22 protein-coding genes and 1 pseudogene are annotated in these 23169 nt (G+C 67.2%); 11 read left to right on the top strand and 12 right to left on the bottom strand.

The window, feature by feature from the left end:
• Positions 1-298: 298 nt before the first annotated feature.
• From DL519_RS39035 to ftsZ, 7 genes are all read right to left on the bottom strand, one after another.
• A complete protein-coding gene (locus tag DL519_RS39035) occupies positions 299-718 on the bottom strand; it encodes a hypothetical protein (protein ID WP_190822340.1) in 420 nt (139 codons plus the stop codon).
• 89 nt (positions 719-807) lie between these two features.
• Positions 808-1641: a DivIVA-like cell division protein Wag31 gene (gene wag31, locus DL519_RS39030; RefSeq protein WP_190822338.1), complete on the bottom strand. Its 834-nt coding sequence runs from the start codon at positions 1639-1641 to the stop codon at positions 808-810.
• 47 nt (positions 1642-1688) lie between these two features.
• Complete coding sequence (locus DL519_RS39025) at positions 1689-1973, bottom strand: YggT family protein (protein WP_010306574.1); 285 nt, start codon at positions 1971-1973, stop codon at positions 1689-1691.
• A 19-nt stretch (positions 1974-1992) separates the two neighbouring features.
• Entirely contained in the window at positions 1993-2625 is a 633-nt protein-coding gene (locus tag DL519_RS39020; RefSeq protein ID WP_190822336.1) for a cell division protein SepF, read from the bottom strand.
• Between the two features lie 67 nt (positions 2626-2692).
• Positions 2693-3427, bottom strand: a complete 735-nt coding sequence (locus tag DL519_RS39015) for a YggS family pyridoxal phosphate-dependent enzyme (RefSeq protein WP_190822334.1) — start codon at positions 3425-3427, stop codon at positions 2693-2695.
• Positions 3424-4143, bottom strand: a complete 720-nt coding sequence (pgeF, locus tag DL519_RS39010) for a peptidoglycan editing factor PgeF (protein ID WP_190822332.1) — start codon at positions 4141-4143, stop codon at positions 3424-3426. Before pgeF ends, DL519_RS39015 begins: the two co-directional genes overlap by 4 nt.
• A 107-nt stretch (positions 4144-4250) precedes the next feature.
• A complete protein-coding gene (gene ftsZ / locus DL519_RS39005; RefSeq protein WP_190822330.1) occupies positions 4251-5693 on the bottom strand; it encodes a cell division protein FtsZ in 1443 nt (480 codons plus the stop codon).
• 560 nt (positions 5694-6253) lie between these two features.
• Here ftsZ and DL519_RS39000 point away from each other — a divergent pair.
• Positions 6254-7171: an SDR family oxidoreductase gene (locus DL519_RS39000; protein ID WP_190822328.1), complete on the top strand. Its 918-nt coding sequence runs from the start codon at positions 6254-6256 to the stop codon at positions 7169-7171.
• Between the two features lie 50 nt (positions 7172-7221).
• Here the strand turns inward: DL519_RS39000 and DL519_RS38995 are convergent, their stop codons facing one another.
• From DL519_RS38995 to DL519_RS47815, 5 genes are all read right to left on the bottom strand, one after another.
• On the bottom strand, positions 7222-8208 hold the full coding sequence (locus DL519_RS38995; RefSeq protein ID WP_190822326.1) for a helix-turn-helix transcriptional regulator: 987 nt from the start codon (positions 8206-8208) through the stop codon (positions 7222-7224).
• Between the two features lie 60 nt (positions 8209-8268).
• Complete coding sequence (locus DL519_RS38990) at positions 8269-9069, bottom strand: carbohydrate ABC transporter permease (RefSeq protein ID WP_190822324.1); 801 nt, start codon at positions 9067-9069, stop codon at positions 8269-8271.
• Positions 9062-9952, bottom strand: a complete 891-nt coding sequence (locus DL519_RS38985; protein WP_190822322.1) for a carbohydrate ABC transporter permease — start codon at positions 9950-9952, stop codon at positions 9062-9064. The genes DL519_RS38990 and DL519_RS38985 overlap by 8 nt, the downstream gene beginning before the upstream one ends.
• On the bottom strand, positions 9949-11289 hold the full coding sequence (locus DL519_RS38980) for an ABC transporter substrate-binding protein (protein ID WP_223840041.1): 1341 nt from the start codon (positions 11287-11289) through the stop codon (positions 9949-9951). The genes DL519_RS38985 and DL519_RS38980 overlap by 4 nt, the downstream gene beginning before the upstream one ends.
• A gap of 501 nt (positions 11290-11790) precedes the next feature.
• On the bottom strand, positions 11791-12267 hold the full coding sequence (locus DL519_RS47815; protein WP_223840040.1) for a hypothetical protein: 477 nt from the start codon (positions 12265-12267) through the stop codon (positions 11791-11793).
• A 761-nt stretch (positions 12268-13028) separates the two neighbouring features.
• Between DL519_RS47815 and DL519_RS38965 the strand changes: the two genes are divergently transcribed.
• The 10 genes and pseudogenes from DL519_RS38965 to DL519_RS38920 all read left to right on the top strand — a co-directional run bounded on the left by DL519_RS38965 (position 13029) and on the right by DL519_RS38920 (position 23122).
• Positions 13029-13652, top strand: coding sequence for a transposase family protein (locus DL519_RS38965; RefSeq protein ID WP_190822320.1), 624 nt, complete (start codon positions 13029-13031; stop codon positions 13650-13652).
• 15 nt (positions 13653-13667) lie between these two features.
• Complete coding sequence (locus DL519_RS38960) at positions 13668-14240, top strand: ISAs1 family transposase (RefSeq protein ID WP_223840433.1); 573 nt, start codon at positions 13668-13670, stop codon at positions 14238-14240.
• 386 nt (positions 14241-14626) lie between these two features.
• Positions 14627-14925, top strand: a pseudogene (locus tag DL519_RS38955) (3-deoxy-7-phosphoheptulonate synthase); the annotation flags it as partial.
• 170 nt (positions 14926-15095) lie between these two features.
• Complete coding sequence (locus DL519_RS38950) at positions 15096-16127, top strand: zinc-binding dehydrogenase (RefSeq protein WP_190822318.1); 1032 nt, start codon at positions 15096-15098, stop codon at positions 16125-16127.
• Between the two features lie 72 nt (positions 16128-16199).
• Positions 16200-17726 (top strand): aromatic amino acid ammonia-lyase, encoded by a 1527-nt coding sequence (locus DL519_RS38945; protein ID WP_190822316.1) that lies wholly within the window; start codon positions 16200-16202, stop codon positions 17724-17726.
• A 228-nt stretch (positions 17727-17954) separates the two neighbouring features.
• Complete coding sequence (locus tag DL519_RS38940) at positions 17955-18578, top strand: hypothetical protein (protein ID WP_190822314.1); 624 nt, start codon at positions 17955-17957, stop codon at positions 18576-18578.
• Positions 18575-19258 (top strand): O-methyltransferase, encoded by a 684-nt coding sequence (locus DL519_RS38935; protein ID WP_190822312.1) that lies wholly within the window; start codon positions 18575-18577, stop codon positions 19256-19258. Before DL519_RS38940 ends, DL519_RS38935 begins: the two co-directional genes overlap by 4 nt.
• Positions 19255-20844 carry an AMP-binding protein gene (locus tag DL519_RS38930; RefSeq protein WP_190822310.1) on the top strand — a complete coding sequence of 530 codons (1590 nt, stop codon included), beginning with the start codon at positions 19255-19257 and terminating at the stop codon, positions 20842-20844. The genes DL519_RS38935 and DL519_RS38930 overlap by 4 nt, the downstream gene beginning before the upstream one ends.
• Positions 20823-21617: an SDR family NAD(P)-dependent oxidoreductase gene (locus DL519_RS38925; protein WP_223840039.1), complete on the top strand. Its 795-nt coding sequence runs from the start codon at positions 20823-20825 to the stop codon at positions 21615-21617. Before DL519_RS38930 ends, DL519_RS38925 begins: the two co-directional genes overlap by 22 nt.
• A 233-nt stretch (positions 21618-21850) precedes the next feature.
• Positions 21851-23122: a wax ester/triacylglycerol synthase domain-containing protein gene (locus DL519_RS38920; protein ID WP_223840432.1), complete on the top strand. Its 1272-nt coding sequence runs from the start codon at positions 21851-21853 to the stop codon at positions 23120-23122.
• Positions 23123-23169: the final 47 nt, after the last annotated feature.

Here is a 23169-nt window from a genome sequence, read left to right as displayed (position 1 = left end):
CGCGGGGACGACACCTCGCGCGCATGCCCGCACGAGATCCGCGGTACCACCCCGCTTGCCGCCGATCGACGCCGACGACCACTCGTTGCCAGCTGTGACGGGCTGGACCCGTCCGGTTCTACTGAGGTGCCGGCCGGGCACCCGTTCTTCCGGAGGCTCCCCGGTGATAGCCGGATCATCGCCTGGTCGTTCCAGAGTACCGGGCGCCCGCCACCGGCTTTCACCGGTGCGCGGTTTCAATTGAAACTGCGCCCAGGAACCCGGGGACCACGGTTCCAATTTGAAACTGAAACTGCGGTCAAACCCGGCGGACCTCGGCGGCCAGCGTGGCATTCGGCGCGCAGCGCGCACACGGCGTGAAGCCGAGGTCCCGCGCCTCGCGCAGCGGCAGGGCGATCGTCTTCCGCTCGCCGAGCCACTCGCAGGTCCGCACGTGGTAGCGCGGCCGTTCGTCGAGCACCAGCACCTCGGCGTCCGGATCCGCAGCTGCCGCGGCGTTGCTGCGCTCCTCGCCCGGCTCCTTGCCATCGGCAGAAGCCGGCGCGGCCGGCGGACGCTCGCCCGCTCCGGTCCGGCGCCGCCGATCTGCGACCAGCAGGCCCACGCCGACGACGCTCGCCAGCACCGACAACCATGCCAGGTCCGGTTCGCCGGCGACGACCGCGCCGGCCAGGACACCGCTGGCTACCAGGACCAGCGCCAGCACGACCAACAGCACGCGATCTCACGTCCCTCGCCGAACGGTCCGGATGCACGTCGGCGGCAACGGGCGTTTCGGCCCGTCGCCGCCGATGCGAACGAACTTGGTCAGCCGGCTTCGGCCGCACGCGCCCCGAAGCTGTAGCTGGCCTGCTGACCGGACGACCGGCCGCCGCTACTGTCGGCGGGCGCGGCCGAGCCCCGGTCCTGCAGTTCGCGCAGCTGCGACTCCAGGTAGGTCTGCAGTCGAGTGCGGTACTCGCGCTCGAACGTGCGCAGGGTCTCGATCTTCTTCTCGAGGGCGTTCTTCTCCGACGTGATGTTGCCCATCACTTCGGCGTGCTTGCGCTGCGCGTCGCGCTCCAGGCTGGCGGCCTTGTCGCGCGCCTGCCGCTCCAACGTCTCGGCCCGGGTGCGGGCGTCGTTGAGCATCGTCTCGGCCCGGGTCCGGGACTCGTTGACCATGCTGTCGGACTTCGAGCGCGCTTCGGACAGCAGCTGCTCGGACTTCGTCCGCGCCTCGGACAACATGCCGTCGGCCTCGGCCTTGGCTTCGCCGGTAAGCCGGTCGGCCATCTCCTGCGCGAGGCCCAGCACCTTGGCGGCCTGCACGTGGTGATCACCGCCCGGGGAAGTCTGCTCGGCGGCGGTCGGCGCCGGAACCGGGGTGAGCCGGCGCGGTTCCTCCGGTGGGGCGGCTGGGGTCGAGGGAACGGACGCCGCCTGGCTGCGGGCTTCGTCCAGGTCGACCTGCGCGGTCTGCAGCTGGGACTCCCGCTGCTCCACCTGGCTACGCAGGTCGCTGTTCTCCTCCACCAGCCGGGCAAGCTCGGCTTCAACCAGGTCGAGGAATGCGTCCACCTCGTCCTCGTTGTAGCCCCGCTTACCGATCGGCGGTTTGCTGAACGCGACGTTATGCACGTCCGCGGGGGTCAAGCCCACAAGATCACCTCACGCACTCCTCGGCTGCGGGCAGCCCGGGTTCCCCGTCACCCAGGTTGCACCAGTCGCATCAGTATGAACACGACCAGCAGCAGCACCATAATCGATAGGTCCAGTCCGACTCCGCCGATCCGGACCGTCGGAATCACCCGACGCACCAACTTTACGGGTGGGTCGGTCACTGTGTAGATGCTCTCCAACGCGATTGCAACCCCCCCAACGGGCCGCCAATCGCGAGCGAACACCCGAACGAGTTCGATCACAATACGGGCCGTGAGCAGCAGCCAGAAGAAGAACAGAACGTAAAACAGGACGATCTGCACCAGGTTCACGCTTCAACTGTGCCATCACTCACCCGTAGTTGAAAAAGGCACCCTCGGCCAAGCGCCGCTTGTCCTCCGCCGCGACGTCCACGTTCGGCGGTGAGAGCAAGAACACGCGGTTCGTGACCTTCTCTATCGAGCCCCGCAGCGCGAATGCCAGACCGGCGGCGAAGTCGACCAGACGCTTGGCGTCGGCCTCCTCCATCTCGGTCAGGTTCATGATCACCGGCGTGCCGTCCCGGTACTGCTCGCCGATCGTGCGGGCCTCGCTGTAGCTGCGCGGGTGCAGGGTTGTGATCTTACTCAAGTTGAACTGGGTGCCCGTGTCGGTCACAGCGCGCAGCCGCGAGACCGGCTCCCGCGGCGGATCCGCGGGTGCCGCACTGCGCACCGGTGAGTCCGGTGTCCACTGCCTGCGCGGCCGTGGCGCCGGTTCGCGGTACTCCTCGACGAAGCTCTCCGATTCCGCTTCGGCTTCCGCCTGGTAGCCGCCGCGGGTGCCGACCCGCCTACGGGTTGGCACCCGCTCGGCCGGGCCGTCGTAGACGTCGCGGTCGGCGTCGGAGTACCGGTCGCGGTATCCGGCCTCGTCGTCGTATTCGTCCACCTCGTCGGCCGGGACCATGCCGAAGTAGGCCTTCAACTTGTGCAAAGCGCTCATCGGCATGCCCTTCCTCTGAGACTCCCAGCACCGAGCACGAGGCCAGCCTTCGACCCCCTGTTCACGGCTACGGCGAGGTTAACCGCCGCCCACCGAGCAACGCGGTTCCGACACGCACCCGGGTCGAGCCGTGGGCAACGGCACTTTCCAGGTCGCCGGACATGCCCGCCGACACTTCGACAGCTTCGGGGTGATCTCTGCGCAGCCGCTCGGAGATCACGGAAAGTGTGGCAAAAGCCACATCGGGTTCGCCACCCAACGGGGCGACGGCCATCACACCCCGCAGCCTAAGATCACTCGTCCGCATGATCATATCGGCCAGTGCGGGCACGTCCTCCGGGCGGCAGCCCCCGCGCCCGACCGCCTTGTCCAGGCTCACCTGCAACAAGACGTCCAACGGCCGCTGCCGCTCGCCCGCGTCCAGGGCGTTCGCGATGGCGCGGCCCAGCGCCTCGGCGAGCCGCTCGCTGTCCACCGACTCGACCACGTCGGCCCACCGGACCACCGCCCGGGCCTTGTTCCGTTGCAGCTGCCCGACCATGTGCCAGCGCGCCGTCGCCTCCGGCCGCAGCGCGACGAAATCGGCGACCTTGCCGCGCGCCTCCTGCTCCCGGTTCTCGGCGAACTCGGTCATCCCAAGATCGGCCAGCAGGGCCGCGTCCGACGCCGGGAAGGTCTTGGTCACCGCGAGCAGCTCGACCTCTTCGGGCTGCCGCCCGGCCGCGCGGCAGGCCCGGTCGACCCGGTCGCGGACCTCCCGCAGCGACTCCGCCAACTCGGCCCGCCGCAACTCCTCGCTCACTCGGTCTCCTCCGGCTCGGCCCAGATCACCGCGGCGAACCGACCGGTGCACCCTTGGTCGCGGCGATGGCTGTAGAGCTCCGGGGATTCCATGGTGCAGCGCGGGTCGACGCCGATCTTGGCGATCCCGGCGGCGGCCAGCTGCTCCCAGAGCCCCGCCCGCAGGTCGAGCCCGGTGGTGCCCTTGCGGGTCTTGCACGCGCTGCCGGGCAGGTGCTTCTCGACGTCGGCCTGCATCTCGGCGGGCACTTCGTAGCACTCGCCGCAGGCCGCCGGGCCGAGCAGCGCCTCGATGCGGTCCAACCGGGCGCCGGCCTCCTGCATCGCCTTCAGCGCCGCGACGAGGACTCCGACGCGAGCGCCGACCCGCCCGGCGTGGACCGCGGAGACCACGCCGGTTTCCGGGTCGCCGAGCAGCACCGGCACGCAGTCCGCGGTGAGCGCGATCAGCGCCAGGTTCGGCTCCGCGGTCACCAGCGCATCGGTGGCTTCCACCGGCTCGGGCTGCGGCCCGTCCACGACAGTCGCGGCGCGCCCGTGGATCTGCTCCATCCACACCAGACGGTCCTCGGGCAGGCCGATTCCGTCCGCCAGCTTGCGCTGGTTCGCCGCCAGGGCGGCGGGGTCGTCGCCGACCCGGCCACCCAGGTTGAAGGAGTCGAAAGGCGGCCGGGAACTCCCGCCCTCCCGCGTGGTGATCACGCGCCGAATCCGCACTGCTGCTCAGCCTCCCGCACACACAAGTCGACACCGGAAACGAAGGCGTTTCCGGTGTCGATTCTCGCTCATGTGCCGCACGGCGCGGGGACGCACCTTCTCGTGCTTCAGCGGCGCATGAAAGGTGGTATGTCGACGTCGTCGTCGGTGTCGTCGTTCACCGGGATGCCTCGGTTGGACAGCGCGCCGGTGCGACCGGTGGTGGCGGTGCCGCCGTGCGTCGGGTAGCCGCCGCTCGCGCGGGTGGGCACCGAGACGCTCTGCTGCCCGGTCGAGGAGCCGTCGCCACCGAACAGCCCGGACCGCTGGCCCAGGTTCGGCCGCTGCTGCGGTTCCGGCGCGGGCTCCGGCTGCACCGGGGTCTCCGGGACGGGCGGCGCCGCCGGCTGGGCGACCGGCTGTTCCGCCTGCGGGACGGGGGCCGGGGTCGGTACCGCCGTTGGAGCGGGCTGCGGTGCCGGAGTCGGCTGGTGTGCGGGTCGCGGCGGCTCGAGCCGGGTTTCCGCCACCGGCTGCGGCACGGGCTTCTCCGCGGCCGGAGCGGGCTCGGGTTCCTCGGTGCGCGCGCCGACCTTGGTCGGTTCGAGCTTCTTGTGGGTGGGCGCGCCGGCGTCGAACCCGGCGGCGATCACGGTCACCCGCACCTCGTCGCCCAGCGAGTCGTCGATGACCGTACCGAAGATGATGTTGGCTTCGGGGTGCGCGGATTCCTGCACCAGCGACGCCGACTCGTTGATCTCGAACAGGCCGAGGTCGGAACCACCGGCTATGGCCAGCAGCACGCCGTGCGCGCCCTCCATGGACGCTTCCAGCAGCGGCGAGTTGATCGCCTTCTGCGCGGCCTGCACCGCTCGGCCCTCACCGCGCGCCGAGCCGATGCCCATCAGGGCGCTGCCCGCGCCGGACATGACGCTCTTGACGTCGGCGAAGTCGAGGTTGATCAGACCCGGCGTGGTGATCAGGTCGGTGATGCCCTGGACACCGGAGAGCAGCACCTCGTCCGCGGACCGGAAGGCGTCCATCAGGCTCACCCCGATGTCGCCGAGCTGCAGCAGCCGGTCGTTCGGGATCACGATGAGGGTGTCGCAGCACTCGCGGAGTTGCTGGATGCCCTGCTCGGCCTGGGCCGCGCGGCGCTTGCCCTCGAAGGAGAACGGCCGGGTGACCACGCCGATGGTCAGCGCGCCGAGCTTGCGCGCGATCGACGCCACGACCGGTGCGCCGCCGGTGCCGGTGCCGCCGCCCTCGCCGGCGGTCACGAACACCATGTCGGCGCCCTTGAGGACCTCTTCGATCTCTTCCTTGTGGTCTTCGGCGGCCTTGTGGCCGACCTCCGGCGCGGCACCGGCCCCGAGGCCGCGGGTCAGCTCGCGGCCGATGTCGAGCTTGACGTCGGCATCCGACATCAGCAGGGCCTGCGCGTCGGTGTTCACCGCGATGAACTCGACACCTTTGAGCCCGACCTCGATCATGCGGTTCACGGCGTTGACACCGCCGCCGCCGATGCCGACGACCTTTATCACCGCGAGATAGTTGTGCGGGGGCGTCATCGGATCCGCCTTCCTGATCGTGGCTCTGTGCTCTCTGCGTCGACCGCCGGGACGGCCGCAGTACCGGTCGTCGCCGACGCGGGTTCCCCCGGTCGCTGTCGGCGCGGGATGCGAGGTGCGGCCGATCCCGTGCCCGATCCGGACGGTAGGCAAGCAACTGCCTCCGCGTCCAGCAGCCACGCCGGGAGCCGTAGCAGGTGTTTTGTGCCGCGCACCTCGTCGCTTCCGTCCCGACCGCTTTCGCCGTCGCCCAGCGGGTCCGTCCGCCGCAGCGAGCCCAGTCTTGTTCCTCCCCTTGGGTGGTGATCACGTCGCGGACGTGATCACCACCAACACCGTACCCCGAGCCCCGCTCATCCGGTCGAGGCAGGCAGAAATGCCCGTCCATGCGCTCCTTCTGCGCAGCGGTGCGGGTGGCGGAAGCTCAGCCGCCGCCTGGTCTGCGGGATCCCCGATTCGGGCAAGTCCAGATTCGAACTCGCCGGGAAATCATGACCACAGGTGTCCGGATTCGCTGTCATGGTCTCCTCGACCGATTCGGAACAGGAGGAATCCCAGGCATGACTGGACAACTGCACGGCAAGGTCGCGCTGGTGGCCGGGGCGACCCGCGGCGCGGGGCGCGGCATCGCCGTGGAACTGGGGGCGGCCGGCGCGACGGTCTACGGGACCGGGCGCAGCACCCGGGAGCGGCGCTCGGACTACGACCGGCCGGAGACCATTGAGGACACTGCCGAGCTGGTGACGCAGGCCGGCGGCCAGGGCGTCGCGGTCCGCTGCGACCACACCGATCCGGACCAGGTCCGCGAGCTGGTCCGGCGGATCGAGGCGGAGCAGGGGCGGCTGGACATCCTGGTCAACGACCTCGGCGGCGAGCACCTGATGGACTGGCACAAACCGGTCTGGGAGCAGGACCTGGGCAAGGGCCTGCAGCGGCTGCGGGTCGGCATCGAGGCGCACCTGATCACCAGCCACTTCGCCCTGGATCTCCTGCGCAAGCAGCCGGGCGGCCTTGTCGTGGAGCTCACCGACGGCACCGCCGAGGTGCATGAGCAGTACTACCGCAGCGAGGGCGGCGCGTTCTTCGACATCGTCAAGGTCGCGGCGCACCGACTCGCCCGCGCCCAGGGCGAGGAGTTGAAGGAGCACGGCGGCACGGCGGTTTCGCTGACCCCGGGCTGGCTGCGTTCGGAGATGATGCTCGAACTATTCGGCGTCACCGAGGAGAACTGGCGGGAGTCCACCACGGCGCCGGAGGGTTTCGGCATCTCGGAGTCGCCGCGATTCGTCGGCCGGGCCGTGGTCGCGCTGGCGACGGACCCGGACGTGGCCCGCTGGAACACCGAGTCGTTCTCGAGCGGCTACCTGGCAAAGGTCTACGGCTTCACGGACGTGGACGGCTCCCGGCCGGACGCCTGGCGCTACATCCTGGAAGTCGAATGGCCCGGCAAGCCGGGCAAACCCGAGGACTACCGCTGACGAACGGCGTGAAGGACACCTCCGACCGACTGAAGAACCGACTTCGCCGGTCAGAGGTGTCCTTCGCCCGGGTCGCTGTAGAGGGAGGCGAGGCGGGTCGCCGCTTCGGCCAGGCGGTTGCGGAGGTCCGGTGGGGCCAGGACTTCGGCTTCCGGGCCCAGGTTGAGGATCTGGTCGTAGGCGACGTCGAGGGACTCCACTGGGAAGTCCGCGGTGACCCAGCCCTGGGCGTCGGGTTCGCTCGCGGCGGTTTCGGCCTCGCGGGCTGCGGTGCCTTCCGTGGTCGCGTGCAGTTTTCGCAGGCCCGCCGGGCTGATCCGGATCCGGATGCGCTCGGCCAGCAGGGCGCGGTTGAACTCCTCCGACTTCTCCTCCCAGAAGGCCGGGAGGTCGAAGGTCTCGTCGCGGGTGAACTCCTCGTCGGCGACCTCTACGTGGCTGAAGCGGTCGACCCGGTAGGTCAGGAACCGCTGACCGCAGCGGGCCGCCAGGTACCAGACACCGGCCTTGAGCACGAGCCCGTGCGGTTCCAGCTCGCGCCGCACTTCCCGGTCGCCGCGCCGGTACCGGGCGACGACCTTGCGGTCGCGCCACACCGCGCGGCTCAGTTCCGGCAGCACCGCGGGGGTTTCGGCCTCGCGGAACCAGCGGGGCGCATCCAGGTGGAACCGTTGCCCCACCCGTTGCGGCGCATCGCGGAACGGCGGGGCCAACGCCGCCGAGGCCTTGAGGCGCGCGGCGGCGACGGCTTCGCCGAGGCCCATGTCGATCGCCGGGCCCGGCACGCCGGCCAGGAACAACGCCTCGGCTTCGGCCTGGTGGAGCCCGGTCAGCTTCGCGCGGTAGCCCCCGAGCAGCCGGTATCCGCCGGTCCGCCCGCGCTCGGCGTACACCGGAACCCCGGCGGCGGCCAGCGCGAGCACGTCGCGGGCCACGGTCCGCTCGGAAACCTCCAGTTCCCGGGCCAGCTCGGGCCCGGTCATGACCTCCCGGACCTGCAACAAGCACAGCAACGAAACCAACCGCGACGCTCGCACTCCCCAACCCTACGGCGAGCCGACGACTGCCCGCCGCGCACGCGGCACGGTTTCCGCTGCTCAGCGGAGGCCGGTGGTCTTCAGGGAGGCGACCAGCCAGCGCTGGCCGAGGAGGAAGACCAGGACCGTCGGGATGGCCGCCAGCAGCGCCGCCGCGATCACATAGTGCTGCTTCGAGGCGTACTGGCCCTGCAGCGACGCGATACCGACCTGGACCACCCGCAGGGACTCGTCCTGCGCCACCGCCAGCGGCCACAGGAACGAGTTCCAGTTCGCCAGGAAGAACAGCACCGCCAAGGCCGCCAGCATCGGGCGGCTCAGCGGCAGGATGACGTGCCAGTAGATCCGCCAGTGCCCGCAGCCGTCCAGGTGCGCCGCCTCCTCCAGTTCCCTCGGCACACCCAGGTAGAACTGGCGGAGCAGGAAGATGCCGAAGGCGTTGAACAGCCCCGGCACGATCAGGCCCGCGTAGGTGTCGACCAGGCCCAGCCCGCGCACCACGATGAACAGCGGCACGAGGATCACCGGCAGCGAGATCAGCAGCGTCGCTACCACCGAAGCGAACGCGAATCCCCTGCCCCGGAACGACAACCGCGCCAGCGCGTAGGCCGCCATCGAGTGCAGGAACAGCGCGATCACGGTGACGATGACAGCGACGAAAGCGCTGTTCGCCAGGTAGCGCAGGAACGGCACCTCGGTCAGCACGTAGGCCACGTTGGACAGCGTCAGCTCGCTGGGCCAGCCGAGGTCGTAGAGCTCAGACTCCGGCCGGAAGGCGCTGAACAGCAACCAGAGCAGCGGCGCGACCGTCACCAGCGCGACCAGGTAGGCGAGCACCGCCCGCCCGGGGGTCCTACGCATCGAAACGACCTCCCCTGGTCAGAGCGAACATGGCGCCGGTGACCGCGCCGAGCGAGACCACGAGCAGCGCGCAGATCGCCGCCGCGTAGCCGAACCGGCCGAACTGGAAGGCCTGCTGGTAGGCGTAGTAGACGACCGTCGTGGTGGCGTTGGCCGGGCCGCCGGAAGTGGTGACGAAGACCAGGTCGAACGCCTGCATGCCGGTGACCGCGTTGACCGTCGAGGTGACCAGCACGAAGAAGCTCGTCGGGCGCAGCATCGGCCAGGTCACGTGGCGGAACCGCTGCCACGGCCCGCCACCGTCCACGATCGCCGCGTCGTACAGCTCGCGCGGGATGTCCTGCAGGCCGCCGAGGAAGATGAGCATCTGGTAGCCCATCAGGAACCACACGCTGATCAGCACCAGGGTTACCAGCGCCAAATTCGGGTCGCCGAGCCAGGAAACCCCGTCCAGGCCGGTCAACCGGCTGACCGCGCCGGTCTTGTCGGTGAGCAGGAACTGCCACAGCAGGCCGATGACCACCAGGCTCACCGCGTTCGGCAGGAACAGCGCGGCGCGCACCACCCCGACGCCCGGGAAGTGGTCCTTGACCAGCAGCGCGAGCCCGAGCGCGGCGGCGAACGCCAGCGGCACGAACAGCACCGCGTAGGTGGCGGTGATGCCGAAGCTGCGCCACAGCAGGCCGTCGCCGGCCATCAGCCGGAAGTTGTCCAGCCCGGCCCAGGAGATGTTGCCGAAGCCGTCGACGTCGAACAGGCCCACCACCAGCGCCAGGGCCGTGGGGATCGCGACGAACAGCAGCAGTCCGAGCCCGTCGGGGGCGAGGAAGGCGAACGCCGCCGCGGCGTCGGATCGGCTGTCTCTCGTTCGTCGTGGGCTCAATGGATCGGCGCTCCGTCGTAGGTGGACAAGAACGTGTCGATCTGCTCGGCGGCGGCACCGGCGGCCGACGCCGGGTCCCCGCCGTCGAGCTGGCAGGACTGCAACGCGTCGGAGATCGCCCGGTAGACCTCCGGTGGGAACCTCGGTTCGGGCCTGGCCTCGGTCATCACCTCTTCGGCGAACACCCGCATCGGACCGCGGTCGAACGCGCCGTGCTCCTGGGCGGCGCGCTGGACCGAGTAGCGGGGCGGGAGGTTCGTCTTGGCGACGGTGTTCCACCGCCGCATCCGCTCGATGCACGCCGGATCGGTGGAACCGAGCGCCCACACCACGAATTCGGCCGCTGCCTCCGGGTTGGCGCCCTTGGCGTTGGCGACCATCGCCCAGCTGCCCAGCGACGTGGTGTAGGCGCCGCCGGGCGGGGCCGGCATGGGGGTGACGCCGTAGCGGAAATCCGGGGCCTGCTCGGCGATTTCGGCGATGCCCCAGATCCCGAGCTGCTGCATCGCGCAGTACCCGTCGGCGATGTTGGAGATCGAGTCGTTGCCGCCCGAGCCCCGCACGCGGCGCGGCGCGACCCCGGCGGTCACGGCGTCGTGCCAGAACTTCAGGGCCGCATGCACGCCTCCGCTGTCGAAGGTGGCGCGGCGCTGGTCGGGCGTGAACACCTCGCCACCGGCCATCCACATCGCCTGGTACCAGGTGAAGTTCTGGTAGTAGCCGGGGTTCGTCTCGAACAGCATCCCGAAGCGGTCGGGGGTGGTCAGCCGCTCCGCCACCGCGATCAGGTCGTCCCAGGTGCGCGGCAGGTCGCCCTCGGCGAGCCCGGCCTGCTCGAAGGCGGTCTCGCTGTAGTAGAGCGCGAGCGGCTCGATCTCCATCGGCAGGCCGTAGACCCGGTCGTCGACCAGCCGGGTCCGCAGGACCTGCGGCAGGAAATCGGCCCGCACCGCGGGATCCAGGTGCGGGGTGAGGTCGGCCAGCGCGCCGCCGTTGTAGTAGCGCAGGAAATCGCCCGGACTGAGCAGGAAGACGTCCGGGCCCGCGCCCGCGCTGAACGAGGTTTGCAGCGTCGGCCCGGAGGTGTAGTCCTTGGTCGGCACGTAGCGCAGCCGGACCTTGATGTCATGGGTGGCGTTCCACTCGGCGGCCAACTGGACGACCCAGTCGCTCTGGGACTTCTGCTGGCCGCCGGGCCCGTAGAAGTTCCAGAAGGTGATCTCGCGGGGATTCTGCGCCGGAGCGCAGCCGACGAGCGCGGGCGCGGCAAGGGCGGCGGCGCCCACTCCCCGCAGGAAGCCGCGCCGACTGGTCTGGCCGACACCCGGACGAGCCAAGCCGATCACCCCCGGTAAGTCCCGTCGCGCCGGAAAACGATTGCCGACGCTATTGATCGCCCACCGATCAAGTCAATGCGCCATTAGGGGCGGACCAGACCCGTCGGCCACTCTCGTTCCCGCCGACGAAGGCCCGTGAGTGCTTTTCGGCGCTATGGCGTAATGGCGCTATGGCGCAATGGCGCAATGGCGCAATGGCACCCGCGGATTCTGACCTGCGGAGACGTAAGCGGCGGGGAGGCCTTGGGAGCTCAGCAGCGTCACGCCGTGGTCGTCGGTTCGGCCGTAGGGCGTGCCGAACTCGACTCGGGGATGCAGAAGTGCTTGCCCTCGGGGATCTTCAGCTGCGAGCTGTTGACCAGCTCGAAGAAGTCAGTCACCGACGGCCATCCCGCACACCGAGCGGCCCTCGATGGGGTGCCCGGTGCCGCAATTTCAATGGAAATCAGAGCTCTGATTTCCAATTGAAATTGCGGAAATCCCGGGCGTCGGGGGGAGGGCTCAGCGGAGGCCGGAGCGGACGAAGGCGTCCAGCACCTGGCGTTGCAGGAGCAGGTACAGGGCGAAGATCGGCAGGCAGGCCAGGCCCGAGTCCGCCATCACCGCTCCCCAGTTCTCGTCCTCGGCGAACAGGAAGCTGCGCACTCCGATCTGCAGCACCAAATCCGTTCGTTGCAGGACCAGCGCGGGCCAGAAGTAGTCGGTCCAGGCCGAGGCGCCACTGGAACCGATCGGCACGCACACGCCCTCCGGGCCCAGGCCCAGCAACCGAGCGGTGATCTGCTGGGTCACCGCATCCGCCGGAGCATCCGCCGGGCAGCCGATGCTGACGGACCTGAGCACCGCGGCCTGCGCGACGAACGCCGAGCCGCCGTTGCCGACGAGCAGCAGCCGTCGGGCACTGGTCAGCAGGTCAGCGGCCCGGGTCAGCGCGCCGGTGTCCACAGTGCACATCCCCTCCACCACGGCGGCGTTCACCGCGCCGAACACCGCCGACGCGACGGCCTCAGGCGGGTCCCCCGGTCTGAACTCGGGGTTGACCCCCGGCGGCGATGTCCCTCGCCAGCAGCAGTCGCAGCTGCTGGAACCCACGGAAACCGAGGTGCTGGCAGGCCCGCACCGCCATGAATACCAGCAGGCAGCACCGGGCCGGACGAGGTGGGCACCGCGCGGTGGCGATCAGCGAACTACGGCCTCGCGCCGGTGCCGAAGCGGGGTGGTCCGCCGTCTAGAAACCCTGATCAAGCGTGTCGGGGCGTGTCGTTGCGGGATTGAGAAGAGGAAAGGCCTTATCTTGCTGGGGATTTGCGGCGCTTGGGTATATCGCTTACTCCACCAAGAAAGGCCTTCCGGGTGAAGAAGATACTGGACGACGCGGCAGTATGCCGCCTCCGTCGGAATCGATAACGGACGCCGCTCACTCGTGCCGGGCTTCGGGATCAACACCCACCGCGTCGGCAACGGTCGATACGCCCCTTCCCGCAATTCCGTGGCCAACTCGCCGAGCAGCCGGTCAACGCCGTACTCCTCAACCTCGGCCAGAGTGGTCTTGTCGATACCGGGTGCCCGCCATTGCGGTGCACCGCGACCCCAGGGCTAAGGCAAGATCGCGCTGAGTGATCAACTCAGCTCGTAGGGTTGCCGGCCGGGTTGGCGTGCTGGGCCGGGAAATGGAGGATGGCCTCCTTCTGGGATCATGGAGATTGCGAAATAACCAAACTCCAGAAGAAGGCCATCCGTTGTCATTTTCTCATGGCTCGTCATGGGCGTCGTTTCCGGGTAGCGCCGGCGGTGACGATGCCGATCTGGCGGAACTGATGAAGTTGCTCGGCAAGGTGCCGGATCGCCGTAAGCGGAAGGGCCGCGTGTATAGTTTGGCGTTCCTTCTCGCGGCGTCGTTGATCGCTGTGCTGGCGGGCGCCTCGAATTTCCGGCAGATCGCCGACCAGGTCGCCGATCTGCCGGCGTCGTTACTGCGGAAAATAGGTGGACGATGGTGCTGGTTCCGCGGCTTTTTCCGTGTCCCGGATACGTCCACGATCCGGCGCGCGCTGGAAGATGTCGATGTAGCGAAGCTGGAAGGACTGATCGGGCCGTGGCTGCTGCGTCATGCCCGGCCTATCCCGGGCGGCACGTTGCGGCTGGCTATCGACGGCAAAGTGCTGCGCGGTTCGTGGATCGGGGATCACGAGTCGTTCACGCTGTTCTCCGCGATGATCCACTGCGATGGTGTCACCGTCGCCCAAGTGGCCGTTCCTCCGGGAACCAACGAGATCACCCAGGTCACGGCCCTGCTCGACGGTGTCTCCCGCGGTGTGGACGGCCGTGTGGTGGTCACCATGGACGCCGCGCACACCCAGTGAGAGACCGCCGAATACATTGCCGGCGAACGCGGATTCGACTACGTCATGACAGTAAAGGGAAATCAAGCGGTGCTTAAGGAAAAGGTATTCGACCGCGTTCTTCCGCTCTTGCGGAAAACACCGCATCATGTCGTCGTCGATGACACCCACGGCCGGATACGCCGCTGGACTACCTGGATTACCGACGCCGGCGGAATCGATTTCCCACACGCGCGTTCCGTAGCCTGCGTCAAACGAGAAGAAACAACTTTTTCCGGAGAACTCGTCAGCAAAGAGCGCGCCTGGATCATCACCAGCCAGAACACCACCACAGTCACCGCCGAAGACCTACACGACCAAGTCCGCGACCACTGGGGAATAGAAAACAAAAGCCATCACGTCCGTGACACGACATACCACGAAGACGCACAACAAATCTATACCGGGACCGGTGCCCATATACTGGCAACATTACGGAATACCGCAATATCGATGCTTCGCATAACTGGACACAACGACATCCGCCGGACAACCGAATGGATCAGCAGGGACCGCACACGAACACTCCCCCTCCTGTCACTCCAAGTTGCAGGGCGCAACACACAGTGATCTTGCCTTTGCCCTGACCGCGACCCACCCACGCCACAAGACGTCCCTGCGGAAGACCTTGTCTCGCAGCGCGTGAAACCGTCGTCCGGGATCAGCCTTGGCCGCAGTCTGCTACCGGGCTGCCTGACCATTCCCGGACCGGACTTAGGCCGCCGGCAAGCGACGACGAGCTTACGAACAGAAAAATCCACCGCTACGTCACGCCTTCACCTCCTGCCCTCCTGGGCGCACGAATCAATCATCTAAGCGCAGGTTGGAACTGAAGTCGGAGTAGGACGCCGGGAACCAGTGCAAGAACGACATTGAAAGCTGCCCGTTCGGGCATATTTCAATGTATCGATATACATCGTTGCCTACTTGTCTCTGGTCCTGTCGCGTATCACCCACAAGGTGATCCTGTACATGCCAACACCGAAACGTCCAAGACGTCCTGAAGACAGAGCATTTCGACCGGATCGCGGACGAGATCGAAGGCTTCTTCGAGGTTCATCGGGCGCTCAGTGCTCATCCGGGGAGGGGTTCACGTCGAACTCACCGGTGAGGATGTCACCGAGTGTCTCGGTGGTCCGCAGGCGCTCACTGACCGCGGACCTCCCGCACAAGACCGCGTGTGATCCGCTCCTGAACGGCCAGCAGTCCGTCGAAGGTCGCCTTTCTCGTCGCGAAGATGCTGCGCAACAGCTGATGGCTTGGTTTGCAGCGGCGGAGGAACTAGGAACATGACCGAGCAACTTGAGCACGTGCGGTGCGCGTATACCCAACAGGATTCCGCCGATGGACGAGGGAGCACTCGCGCCGCCGCCATGAAGGAGTTCCGATGCAGACCTACTCAATATCGGAAATGAAGGGGACGAAATGCGTGCCGCAGTTCGCACCGGTGTCCACGGAATTCGCGTAGAGGACGTCCCGGATCCAGTTCTCGTCGAACCAACAGATGTCATTGTTCGAGTCGTGCTCGCCGCCGTCTGCGGTACCGATCTGTGGGGCTATCGCGGCCTCGGGGAAATCCCTCCGGGCCCACGGGCTGGCCACGAGTTCCTCGGCGTGGTCGAGGAACTCGGCAACGCGGTCGAGAATTTCCGCCGAGGTCAGCTGGTGCTGGCTCCGTTCATGTGGGCCGACGGCACCTGCACCGCATGCCGGAAGGGGCTACCGACATCCTGCGCCGACGGCGCGATGTGGGGTGGCAGCAGCGACGGAGGGCAAGGTGAGGCTGTCCGCGTGCCCTATGCCGACGCGACTCTGATCGCATTGCCGATGACGGCGGAGGACGAACGACTCCCGTCGGTACTGGCGTTGGCCGATGTCATGTCGACCGGCCACTATGCGATCGGCAACGCGGGCACCGGGCCCGGGTCGACGGTGGCCGTAATCGGTGACGGAGCGGTCGGCTTGTGCGCTGTGCTCGCGGCGCGTGCTGCGGGTGCGGCGGAAATCCTTCTGTTGAGCAGGCACGAATTGCGGGCTCGGGTCGGGCAGAAGTTCGGTGCGACCGAGACGGTGCCGGATCGGGGAGCGGACGCCGTCGCACGTGTTCGCGAGCTCACCGCAGGACATGGCGTTGACGCGGTGGTCGACTGTGTCGGTACCCAGGAGGCGATGGACACCGCGGTGGGTGCGGTCAGAGACGGCGGCACGGTCGCGCTCGTCGGCGCCCCGCACGCCGCTTTGCCCGGCGCAGAGCAGGTCTTTCTGCGCAACCTAAAGATTACGGGTGGTCTGGCGCCCGCCCGCGTCATCATCCCCCGGTTGATCGACCGTGTGCTGGACGGCCGCATCGACTCCTCGCCGGTGTTCGATCTCACCGTTGGCCTGGAAGCCGTGCCGGAGGCATACCGCCAGATGGACAACCGCACCGCCATCAAAGCACTGATCCGAATCTCTTGACCCCGCAGCGGTTGGTCGGCGCTCGCCGAATCCTATCGTTGGCGGTCTCGTTCGCAATGTGGAGGTCTTTTCATGATGTCCGGGACCAGTGCGCTGTCGACCCCGATCATCGACGTCTCGGGAGAACTAACTCCGGAAATGTTGTCGTCGGCCGCACAGCCGCTGAACATCCGTATCGATGAGGTAACAAGAGACCGCGTCCTCGCCTGCAGGGCCTTCATGATGCAGTCATTGACCGAAGGTCAGGCGGTTTACGGAGCGACTACAGGATTCGGACCGCTGGTGGATTTCAGCGGACGCGTCAACTCCGCTGACCAGTGCGAGAACACGCTCAGCCATCTGAGCACCGGGCAAGGAGACGACCTGAAGCCCGCAGTGGTACGGGCAGCGCTGCTGATCAGGCTGCGATCGCTCGCACAAGGACGCTCGGGTGTTTCCTACACCGTGCTGGAAGCACTCGCGGCGATGTTGCGCACCGAATTTTCCCCCGCCGTACCGCGAATCGGTTCGGTCGGCGCGAGTGGTGACCTCGTCCCGCTCGCCCATGCCGTACAAGCGTTACGCGGCATCGGCGCCGCCTATCACGGAGGGCAGCGGATGCCTGCGGGGCAAGCTTTGGTCGAAAGTGGGTTGCCAGCCTTGGAGCTGGACGGACGGGACGCGTTAGGCCTGGTAAACGGTACGTCGCTCACGGCTGCGGCGGCCGGGCTGGCACTCGCCTCAATCCGGCGATCTCACGTCGTCGCGTGGACGTTGTCGGCGGTGATGGCGGACGTGCTGGGATGCGCCACCGGTTACCTCTCGCCTCATCTGATGGGCGCATTCGCGCATCCAGGAGCCGCTGAGGTCGCGCAGCACATGCGTAACCTCTTGCAAGGCACCGTGCCCACCGGTGACCGTGGTCTGCAGGAGCCGTACAGCATCCGGTGCGTGCCGCAACTGCTCGGCGCCGCTGCGGCATCGATTGCCCATGCGGACCAGGTTGTGCGGACGGATCTGAACGGTATCAGCGACAACCCGCTGTTCTTTCCGGAGCACGGCGAAATTGTCCACGGCGGCAACTTCTTCGGTCAGCCGGTCGCGTTCGCGGCGGATCTGTTGTCGCTCGTGACAGTGCAGATCGCGAACCTCGCTGAGCGGCAGCTGGATCTGATGGTCGATCCGCACCGCAACGGAGGTCTGCCTCCAATGCTGGCGACGACACCTGGCGAGCAGCACGGGGTGCAGGGCGTTCAGCTGGTTGCCACGTCGGCCGTCGTGCACATGCGCCGCACTTGCACGCCTGCGTCAATGCAGAGCGTGCCGACGAATCTGCACAACCAGGACGTCGTGCCTTTCGGCACTCAAGCCGCACTGAGCGCGCTTGATCAGGCGGAATCCTTGCGGTGGCTGCATGGTTCGCTAGCCGTGGCGTTGCGGCAGGCGGTCCACGTAGGCCGGGCGCCGACCGCCCCGGCATGCGTCACCGTGCTCGACCGGCTGATCGAGGCCGTTCCGGCCATCGAACCGGACCGCCCGCTGCGCGCGGATGTCTTGCGCGCCGCCGAAGTGCTCGACGAGTTCGCGGACGAGCTCGAAAACCAGAATCAGGTGAACTGAATGACCTCCGTTGGTGAGCTGGCCCGCGTCTTTGGCCAGGGCGTGCAAGGCCTTGAAATCCTTCGGCTTCCTTATCCCGACGTCGGCTTCGCCTCCGTCGACTGCGACATGCACCCGCCCCCAGGGTGGGGACCGTCACCGCTCGGCGACGAGTGTGCGCTGGCGAGGTACCGCTGGTGGATCGGGCACCAGACAACCTTCTGTGTATGGCGAGTCCTCGCCGACTGCTTGAAAGAGCTGACCAGGCAGCGGCGGCCCTCCTCGGAGCTGATTCGCGGTGCGGCACTGACGTACGACGTCTACTCGCTTCTGTTGCTGTACGCAGGAAGCTGCTCGGTTGATGTGTACGACCGCACCATCAGGCCGGAGATGGCCGCGGCCGAAAGCGCTTTCAGCGGACGCTGGGCACGCGACTACGATCTCGTGCCCGCGTTGCTGCGCGAGGTCAGGAAGCAGCACCCGGCGCACGCGACCGCGCCACTCACCGCGGCGAGCAAGGCGAACCGGGTGGTGCACATGGCGGTAGCGCACCGGCTCGCTCGTGGCGGGGAATCGCTGTTGCGCACGGCGGGCCAGGAGGCCGACATCGTCACGGATCAGAGGCGCGATCTCTATGATGCCTACTTCCACGTGCGGCGCACGGAGATCTGCCGCCAGGGGTTCGCCATGCAGTTGCTGCGCCTTTGCATGGTGGTGCTCGACGACCTGGGTAGCATGCCGCTGGTCGTTCCCGCCGACTGGGCCGGGGCCCGCTCCGCCGAGATCGACGCGGTCGCTCGAAGCGTGACCGATAGCTCCATGAACCTCTGGAACCTCATCACGTCCAACTTCCTCGGAAGGTTCCTCCCATGACTGACCTGCAATCGCCCGAACTGAAGACCATCGTGATGAACCAACGACGGTACGAATATTTATTGCGCCAAACCGAACCTCCCACGCAGGCCCAGCAGTGGCTCATCGACCAGACGAACGCGCTCGGCGCATCTGCGGAGATGCAAATCCCACACGAGCAGGGTGTGCTGCTCACCCTGCTTGTCCAGCTCACCGGCGCCTCCCGGATCGTGGAGATCGGCACTTACACCGGCTACTCCACACTGGCCATGGCTCGGGGATTGGGAGCCGGCGGGCAGATCGTCACCTGCGACCTGTCCAGCGAGTGGACCGAGATCGCCCAGCAGGCCTGGGAAAAGGAGGGTGTCGCCGACCGGATAGAGGTCCGGCTCGGACAAGCCGCGGGCACGCTGAGGGCGATGCCGAAGACCGAGCACATCGACATGGTGTTCATCGACGCTGACAAGGTGAGCTACCAGCAGTACTGGGAGCTCCTCGTGCCACGCATGCGACCCGGCGGCCTGCTACTCGCCGACAACACGTTCTACTACGGCGAGGCGGCGGACGACTTCCCGATTGGCAACGCGAAGGCCATCGACGAGTTCAACAGCCACGTTCGGGCGGATGACCGCGTCGAGTCGGTCATGCTTCCGATTGCCGACGGTCTCATCGTGGCACGCAAACGAACCGAGTTGTCATGAGCAAGTTGATCGCAGCCGCGCAGTGGACGCGCAACCTCTCCGATTCGGTCTGGACTGCCTCACTATCGGACCGAACAGCATTGGTGGAGCATGGAACCGGGCGCGCCTACAAATATGCGGAGCTTCGTGATGCGGTCCACCGTTTCGCGGCAGCTTTGGTGCGGCGCGTGCATACCCCTTGCGAAGTGGTCGCGTTGGTGTGCAACAACAGCGCCGAGTTCGTCGTGGCCTACCACGGCACGCTGTTGGCAGGTGGGGTCGTACTGCCACTGGAGCCGTCCGGCAGCGTGCACGAATGGCAACATGTTCTCGCCCGATGCGCGGCACGCCACGTCGTAGCGGACACTGCGACGTGGGAAAGACTTGCCGCCGTTCCCGCTGCGGCGTCGTTGCGGACCGCGATCGTGCTCGGCGAGACAGGAGCGCCTCAGGGGCGGGCTAACGTCGACGTGTTGCCGCGACCACGGCACCACGTCGACGTGGTGCCGTGGTCGCGGTGGCTGAGTGAACCGCCGACGGAGCACGAGCCGGCTCCCGGTGACACCAACACAGCGCTGCTGGTGGCGTCCAGCGGTTCTCTCGGCACACCGAAGCAAATCGTGCTTTCTCACCGAAATCTCTTGTCCAATTTGGACCAGATCGACGCGGTGCACCACTTGACGAAGCGGGACGTGGTACTCGGACTGACACCGTTCCGGCACATCTACGGCATGCAGATGGCGATGAATCCCTCGCTACGCGCCGGAGGGAAGCTGGTCACCGTCAGCGGTCCGTTCACAGTGGACCACCTGCTCGAGGTCGTCGAGGCACACCGGATCACGGTGGCGTACCTGGTGCCGAGTGTGCTAACCGAACTCGCGATGCGGGGGGACATCGCAGGCCGCGACGTGAGCAGCCTGCGACTCGTGTACTCAGGTGCCGCACCACTGCCTGAGAACGTGGCGCAGACCTGCGCCCGGATGCTGGGTGCTCCGATAGTCCAGGGCTACGGCATGACCGAGGCCGGCTGCACCTTCGCTCCACCGGACGGAGCGGAACCTGTGCCTTCGTCGATCGGGATGGCGCTGCCCCACACCGGAATCCGGCTCGTCGACCCGGAAAGTGGCCAGGACGGCGAGAGCGGCGAGATCTGGGTGCGAGGGCCTCAGGTGTCGCCGGGATTCCTCGACGAGGACGGCTCAGTCCGGCCTCTTACCGATGACGAGGGCTGGCTGCACACCGGCGACGTGGCCCGCAGATCCGCTGACGGTCGCGTCACTATCACCGGCCGTCTCAAGCAGCTGATCAAGTACAAGGGTCATCAGGTCGCGCCGGCGGAGCTAGAGGAGATCCTGCTGAGCCATTGGGCCATCAGCGATGCGGCTGTCCTCGGCGTTCCTGACGAGCTGGCCGGCGAGATCCCGGCAGCGTTCGTCGTTCCCGCGGTGCCGGTCGATCTGGCCGAGGTGACGGCGTACGTCGCGAACCGCGTGGCACCTTACAAGAAGATCCGCTGGATCAAAGCGATCGACGCCATTCCCCGGTCCGCCACAGGGAAGGCACAGGTGCGTCAGTTGAAGGACCAGTGGAGCGAGGCGCAGAGTTGACCGGCCGGGCACCTATCATTCTCATCACCGGTGGAGCCAAGGGACTCGGCCGCGCCTTCGCCGAGGAACTGGGGCGATCCGGAGCCGTCGTCGTCATCACGGGCCGAGACCAGACAGCGCTCTTGGCGGCACGTGACGAACTGCGCGCCGCGAACATCGTGGCGGACGCGGTGGTTGCCGACGCTACGGACAAAGCGGCCGCGTCTGCGGTTGTCGAGCACGTGGAGGGCACCTTCGGCTCACTCGACGTCCTGGTGAACAACGCGGGGCTGGCCGGACCGGTCGGCCCCACTTGGGAGCTCGACGAAGGTGAGTGGTGGGAGGCGATGGAGGTCAACCTCCGCGGCACGATGGTAATGAGCTCGGCGGCACTGATGTACATGGTGCGTAGGCAAAATGGACGCATCATTAACATCGTCAGCCACGCGGGTGTGTACCGATGGCCGTATGCCACAGCCTATTCGGTGTCGAAGGCGGCTGTGATCAAGCTAACCGAGAATCTCGCCGCCGAGACGCGGCGCCTGGGCGTCACGGTGCTCAGCTACCACCCCGGCCTCGTCGACATCGGTATCACACTGGCGGGCGCCGAGAAGGCCGCCGCGAGTGGTAACCCGTGGGAACAACGCATCGCCTCCTGGATCGAAGGCGAACGGGCAGCCGGGCGGCTAACTCCTGTCGCACAGGCCACCGCGGTGTTGCGACGGCTTACCGAGGGCGCTGCGGATCACCGCTCCGGCGAATACATCACGTTCGAGGACGAACTGGAGCAGTAGCAGGAAGTCCGCCTCAGAGTCAACGCATGAACGACAGGACCGCACTCGAGCAATCTCGTCGCGGCAGGTCAGAAAGTGGGCATCGATGTCAGTGTTGACTACGCGAGTCTGACCGGCCGTTCACCGCGTTCATACCGGCAGTTCCTCCTCGAACACCGCAGCGAGCACTAGGAGACACCGTGACACCGACCGAAACACCACGCGCGAACCTGTGGACCAGGACGTTCTTCGGTATGGGACAGGGGTGGTCCGAACCATCGGATCTCTATTTCGGTTTCGTTCTCCGCGCGTCAGGCGAGCCACCCACGCTCGAGGAACTTCGACGTCATGTCGCACAGCGGGTGGCCTTGGTGCCCACACTCATTCATCGCCTCGACATCGAGGCCGGTGCCGTCGTCTGGGTGCGAGACGAGAAGTTCGACATCAACGATCACGTCAACGCGGGTGACCTGCCGGAGCACGGCCACAGCCCGGCACAGTCACTGCTGCAGCACCACGCCACACGACCGCTGTGGGGAATGTGGCTCGTCGCGGTTCCAGAGGAAGACCGCTGGGAGTTGCATTACCTGACTCACCACGCTGTTCACGACGCCGCAGGGGCGGTGCACACGCTCAAGACCCTGCTGAGCGCGGAGGAGCCACCGGCGAGCACCGCGGAGCCGCACCCGAGCCCCAGCCCCAGCCCCAGCCCCAGCCCCAGCCCCAGCCCCTTGGCGAGCATTCTCCGGACGCTCGCACTAGGACCCGACCTGCTCACGACGTACCGGCCGAGTCCCGCATGGCCGCCGCTGGCCGATCCGGCAGGGCAACAACGGGCGCTGGCGTACACGCAGCTTTCGACCGACATAATTAAGGCCGTCGCGAGGGCACGCCGCGCAACCGTGAACCAGGTCTACCTGGGCGCTATGGCGGTCGCACTCGGTGCGCTGGACCGGGAGCGAACGAACTCCCACGTGTCACGTCCCGGTGGCCTCACGCACGTGGTCGTCCCGCTGGACACTCGAGAGGACGGTGAACCCGACGGGCCGATCGGTAACCATCTCGGCCTAGTTCGTGTGCCGTTGCAATCCGGCGCCGCTTCACCGGTCGACGCGCTGGACGCCGCCATCAAGTCCACCAGCAGGAAACGCCTCGACCGCTGGAAGCGGTTCTGGCGCGTCGTGAACGCGGGCCAGGCGGAGCGGGCGGGCGACTGGGCGCACCTGCGTGTCGCGCACCCGCTCCGATCGGGCCTCGCGGTCTCAGGTCTACGCATTCCAGGTCAGCTAACCTGGAACGGCCGCCCCTTCGAAGAGGCGATTCCACTGCCGTGGCTGCCACCCGGTGGCAGTTGCTTCACGTTCCTGACGTCCTATCAAGGCACAACGACGATGACAGTGCTCACACACGGCGGGACATTCGAATCCGCTCGCCTGGCCGAGCTGTGGAAGGATGCGGTGATGAAGCTGGACGCAACACTCGTGCACCACGAGTCCCGCACCGTGTCGGCGGCACGTGAATACTGACCCCGGCGTGGCACCTGGGTTCTAGACAATCAAAGGCGACATCGCCG

It is taken from the genome of Saccharopolyspora pogona (genome assembly GCF_014697215.1).
Taxonomy (GTDB): domain Bacteria; phylum Actinomycetota; class Actinomycetes; order Mycobacteriales; family Pseudonocardiaceae; genus Saccharopolyspora; species Saccharopolyspora hattusasensis.
Note: the sequence above shows the minus strand (reverse complement) of the source record. Positions and strands in the feature narration are given on the sequence as shown.

Bases quoted from the DNA above. Each gene is read 5' to 3' on its own strand.
- DL519_RS39020 (WP_190822336.1), bottom strand. From the start codon at position 2,625: ATGAGCGCTTTGCACAAGTTGAAGGCCTACTTCGGCATGGTCCCGGCC.
- ftsZ (WP_190822330.1), bottom strand. From the start codon at position 5,693: ATGACGCCCCCGCACAACTATCTCGCGGTGATAAAGGTCGTCGGCATC.
- DL519_RS39000 (WP_190822328.1), top strand. From the start codon at position 6,254: ATGACTGGACAACTGCACGGCAAGGTCGCGCTGGTGGCCGGGGCGACC.
- DL519_RS38990 (WP_190822324.1), bottom strand. From the start codon at position 9,069: ATGCGTAGGACCCCCGGGCGGGCGGTGCTCGCCTACCTGGTCGCGCTG.
- DL519_RS38950 (WP_190822318.1), top strand. From the start codon at position 15,096: ATGCGTGCCGCAGTTCGCACCGGTGTCCACGGAATTCGCGTAGAGGAC.
- DL519_RS38945 (WP_190822316.1), top strand. From the start codon at position 16,200: ATGATGTCCGGGACCAGTGCGCTGTCGACCCCGATCATCGACGTCTCG.
- DL519_RS38935 (WP_190822312.1), top strand. From the start codon at position 18,575: ATGACTGACCTGCAATCGCCCGAACTGAAGACCATCGTGATGAACCAA.
- DL519_RS38930 (WP_190822310.1), top strand. From the start codon at position 19,255: ATGAGCAAGTTGATCGCAGCCGCGCAGTGGACGCGCAACCTCTCCGAT.
- DL519_RS38920 (WP_223840432.1), top strand. From the start codon at position 21,851: ATGGGACAGGGGTGGTCCGAACCATCGGATCTCTATTTCGGTTTCGTT.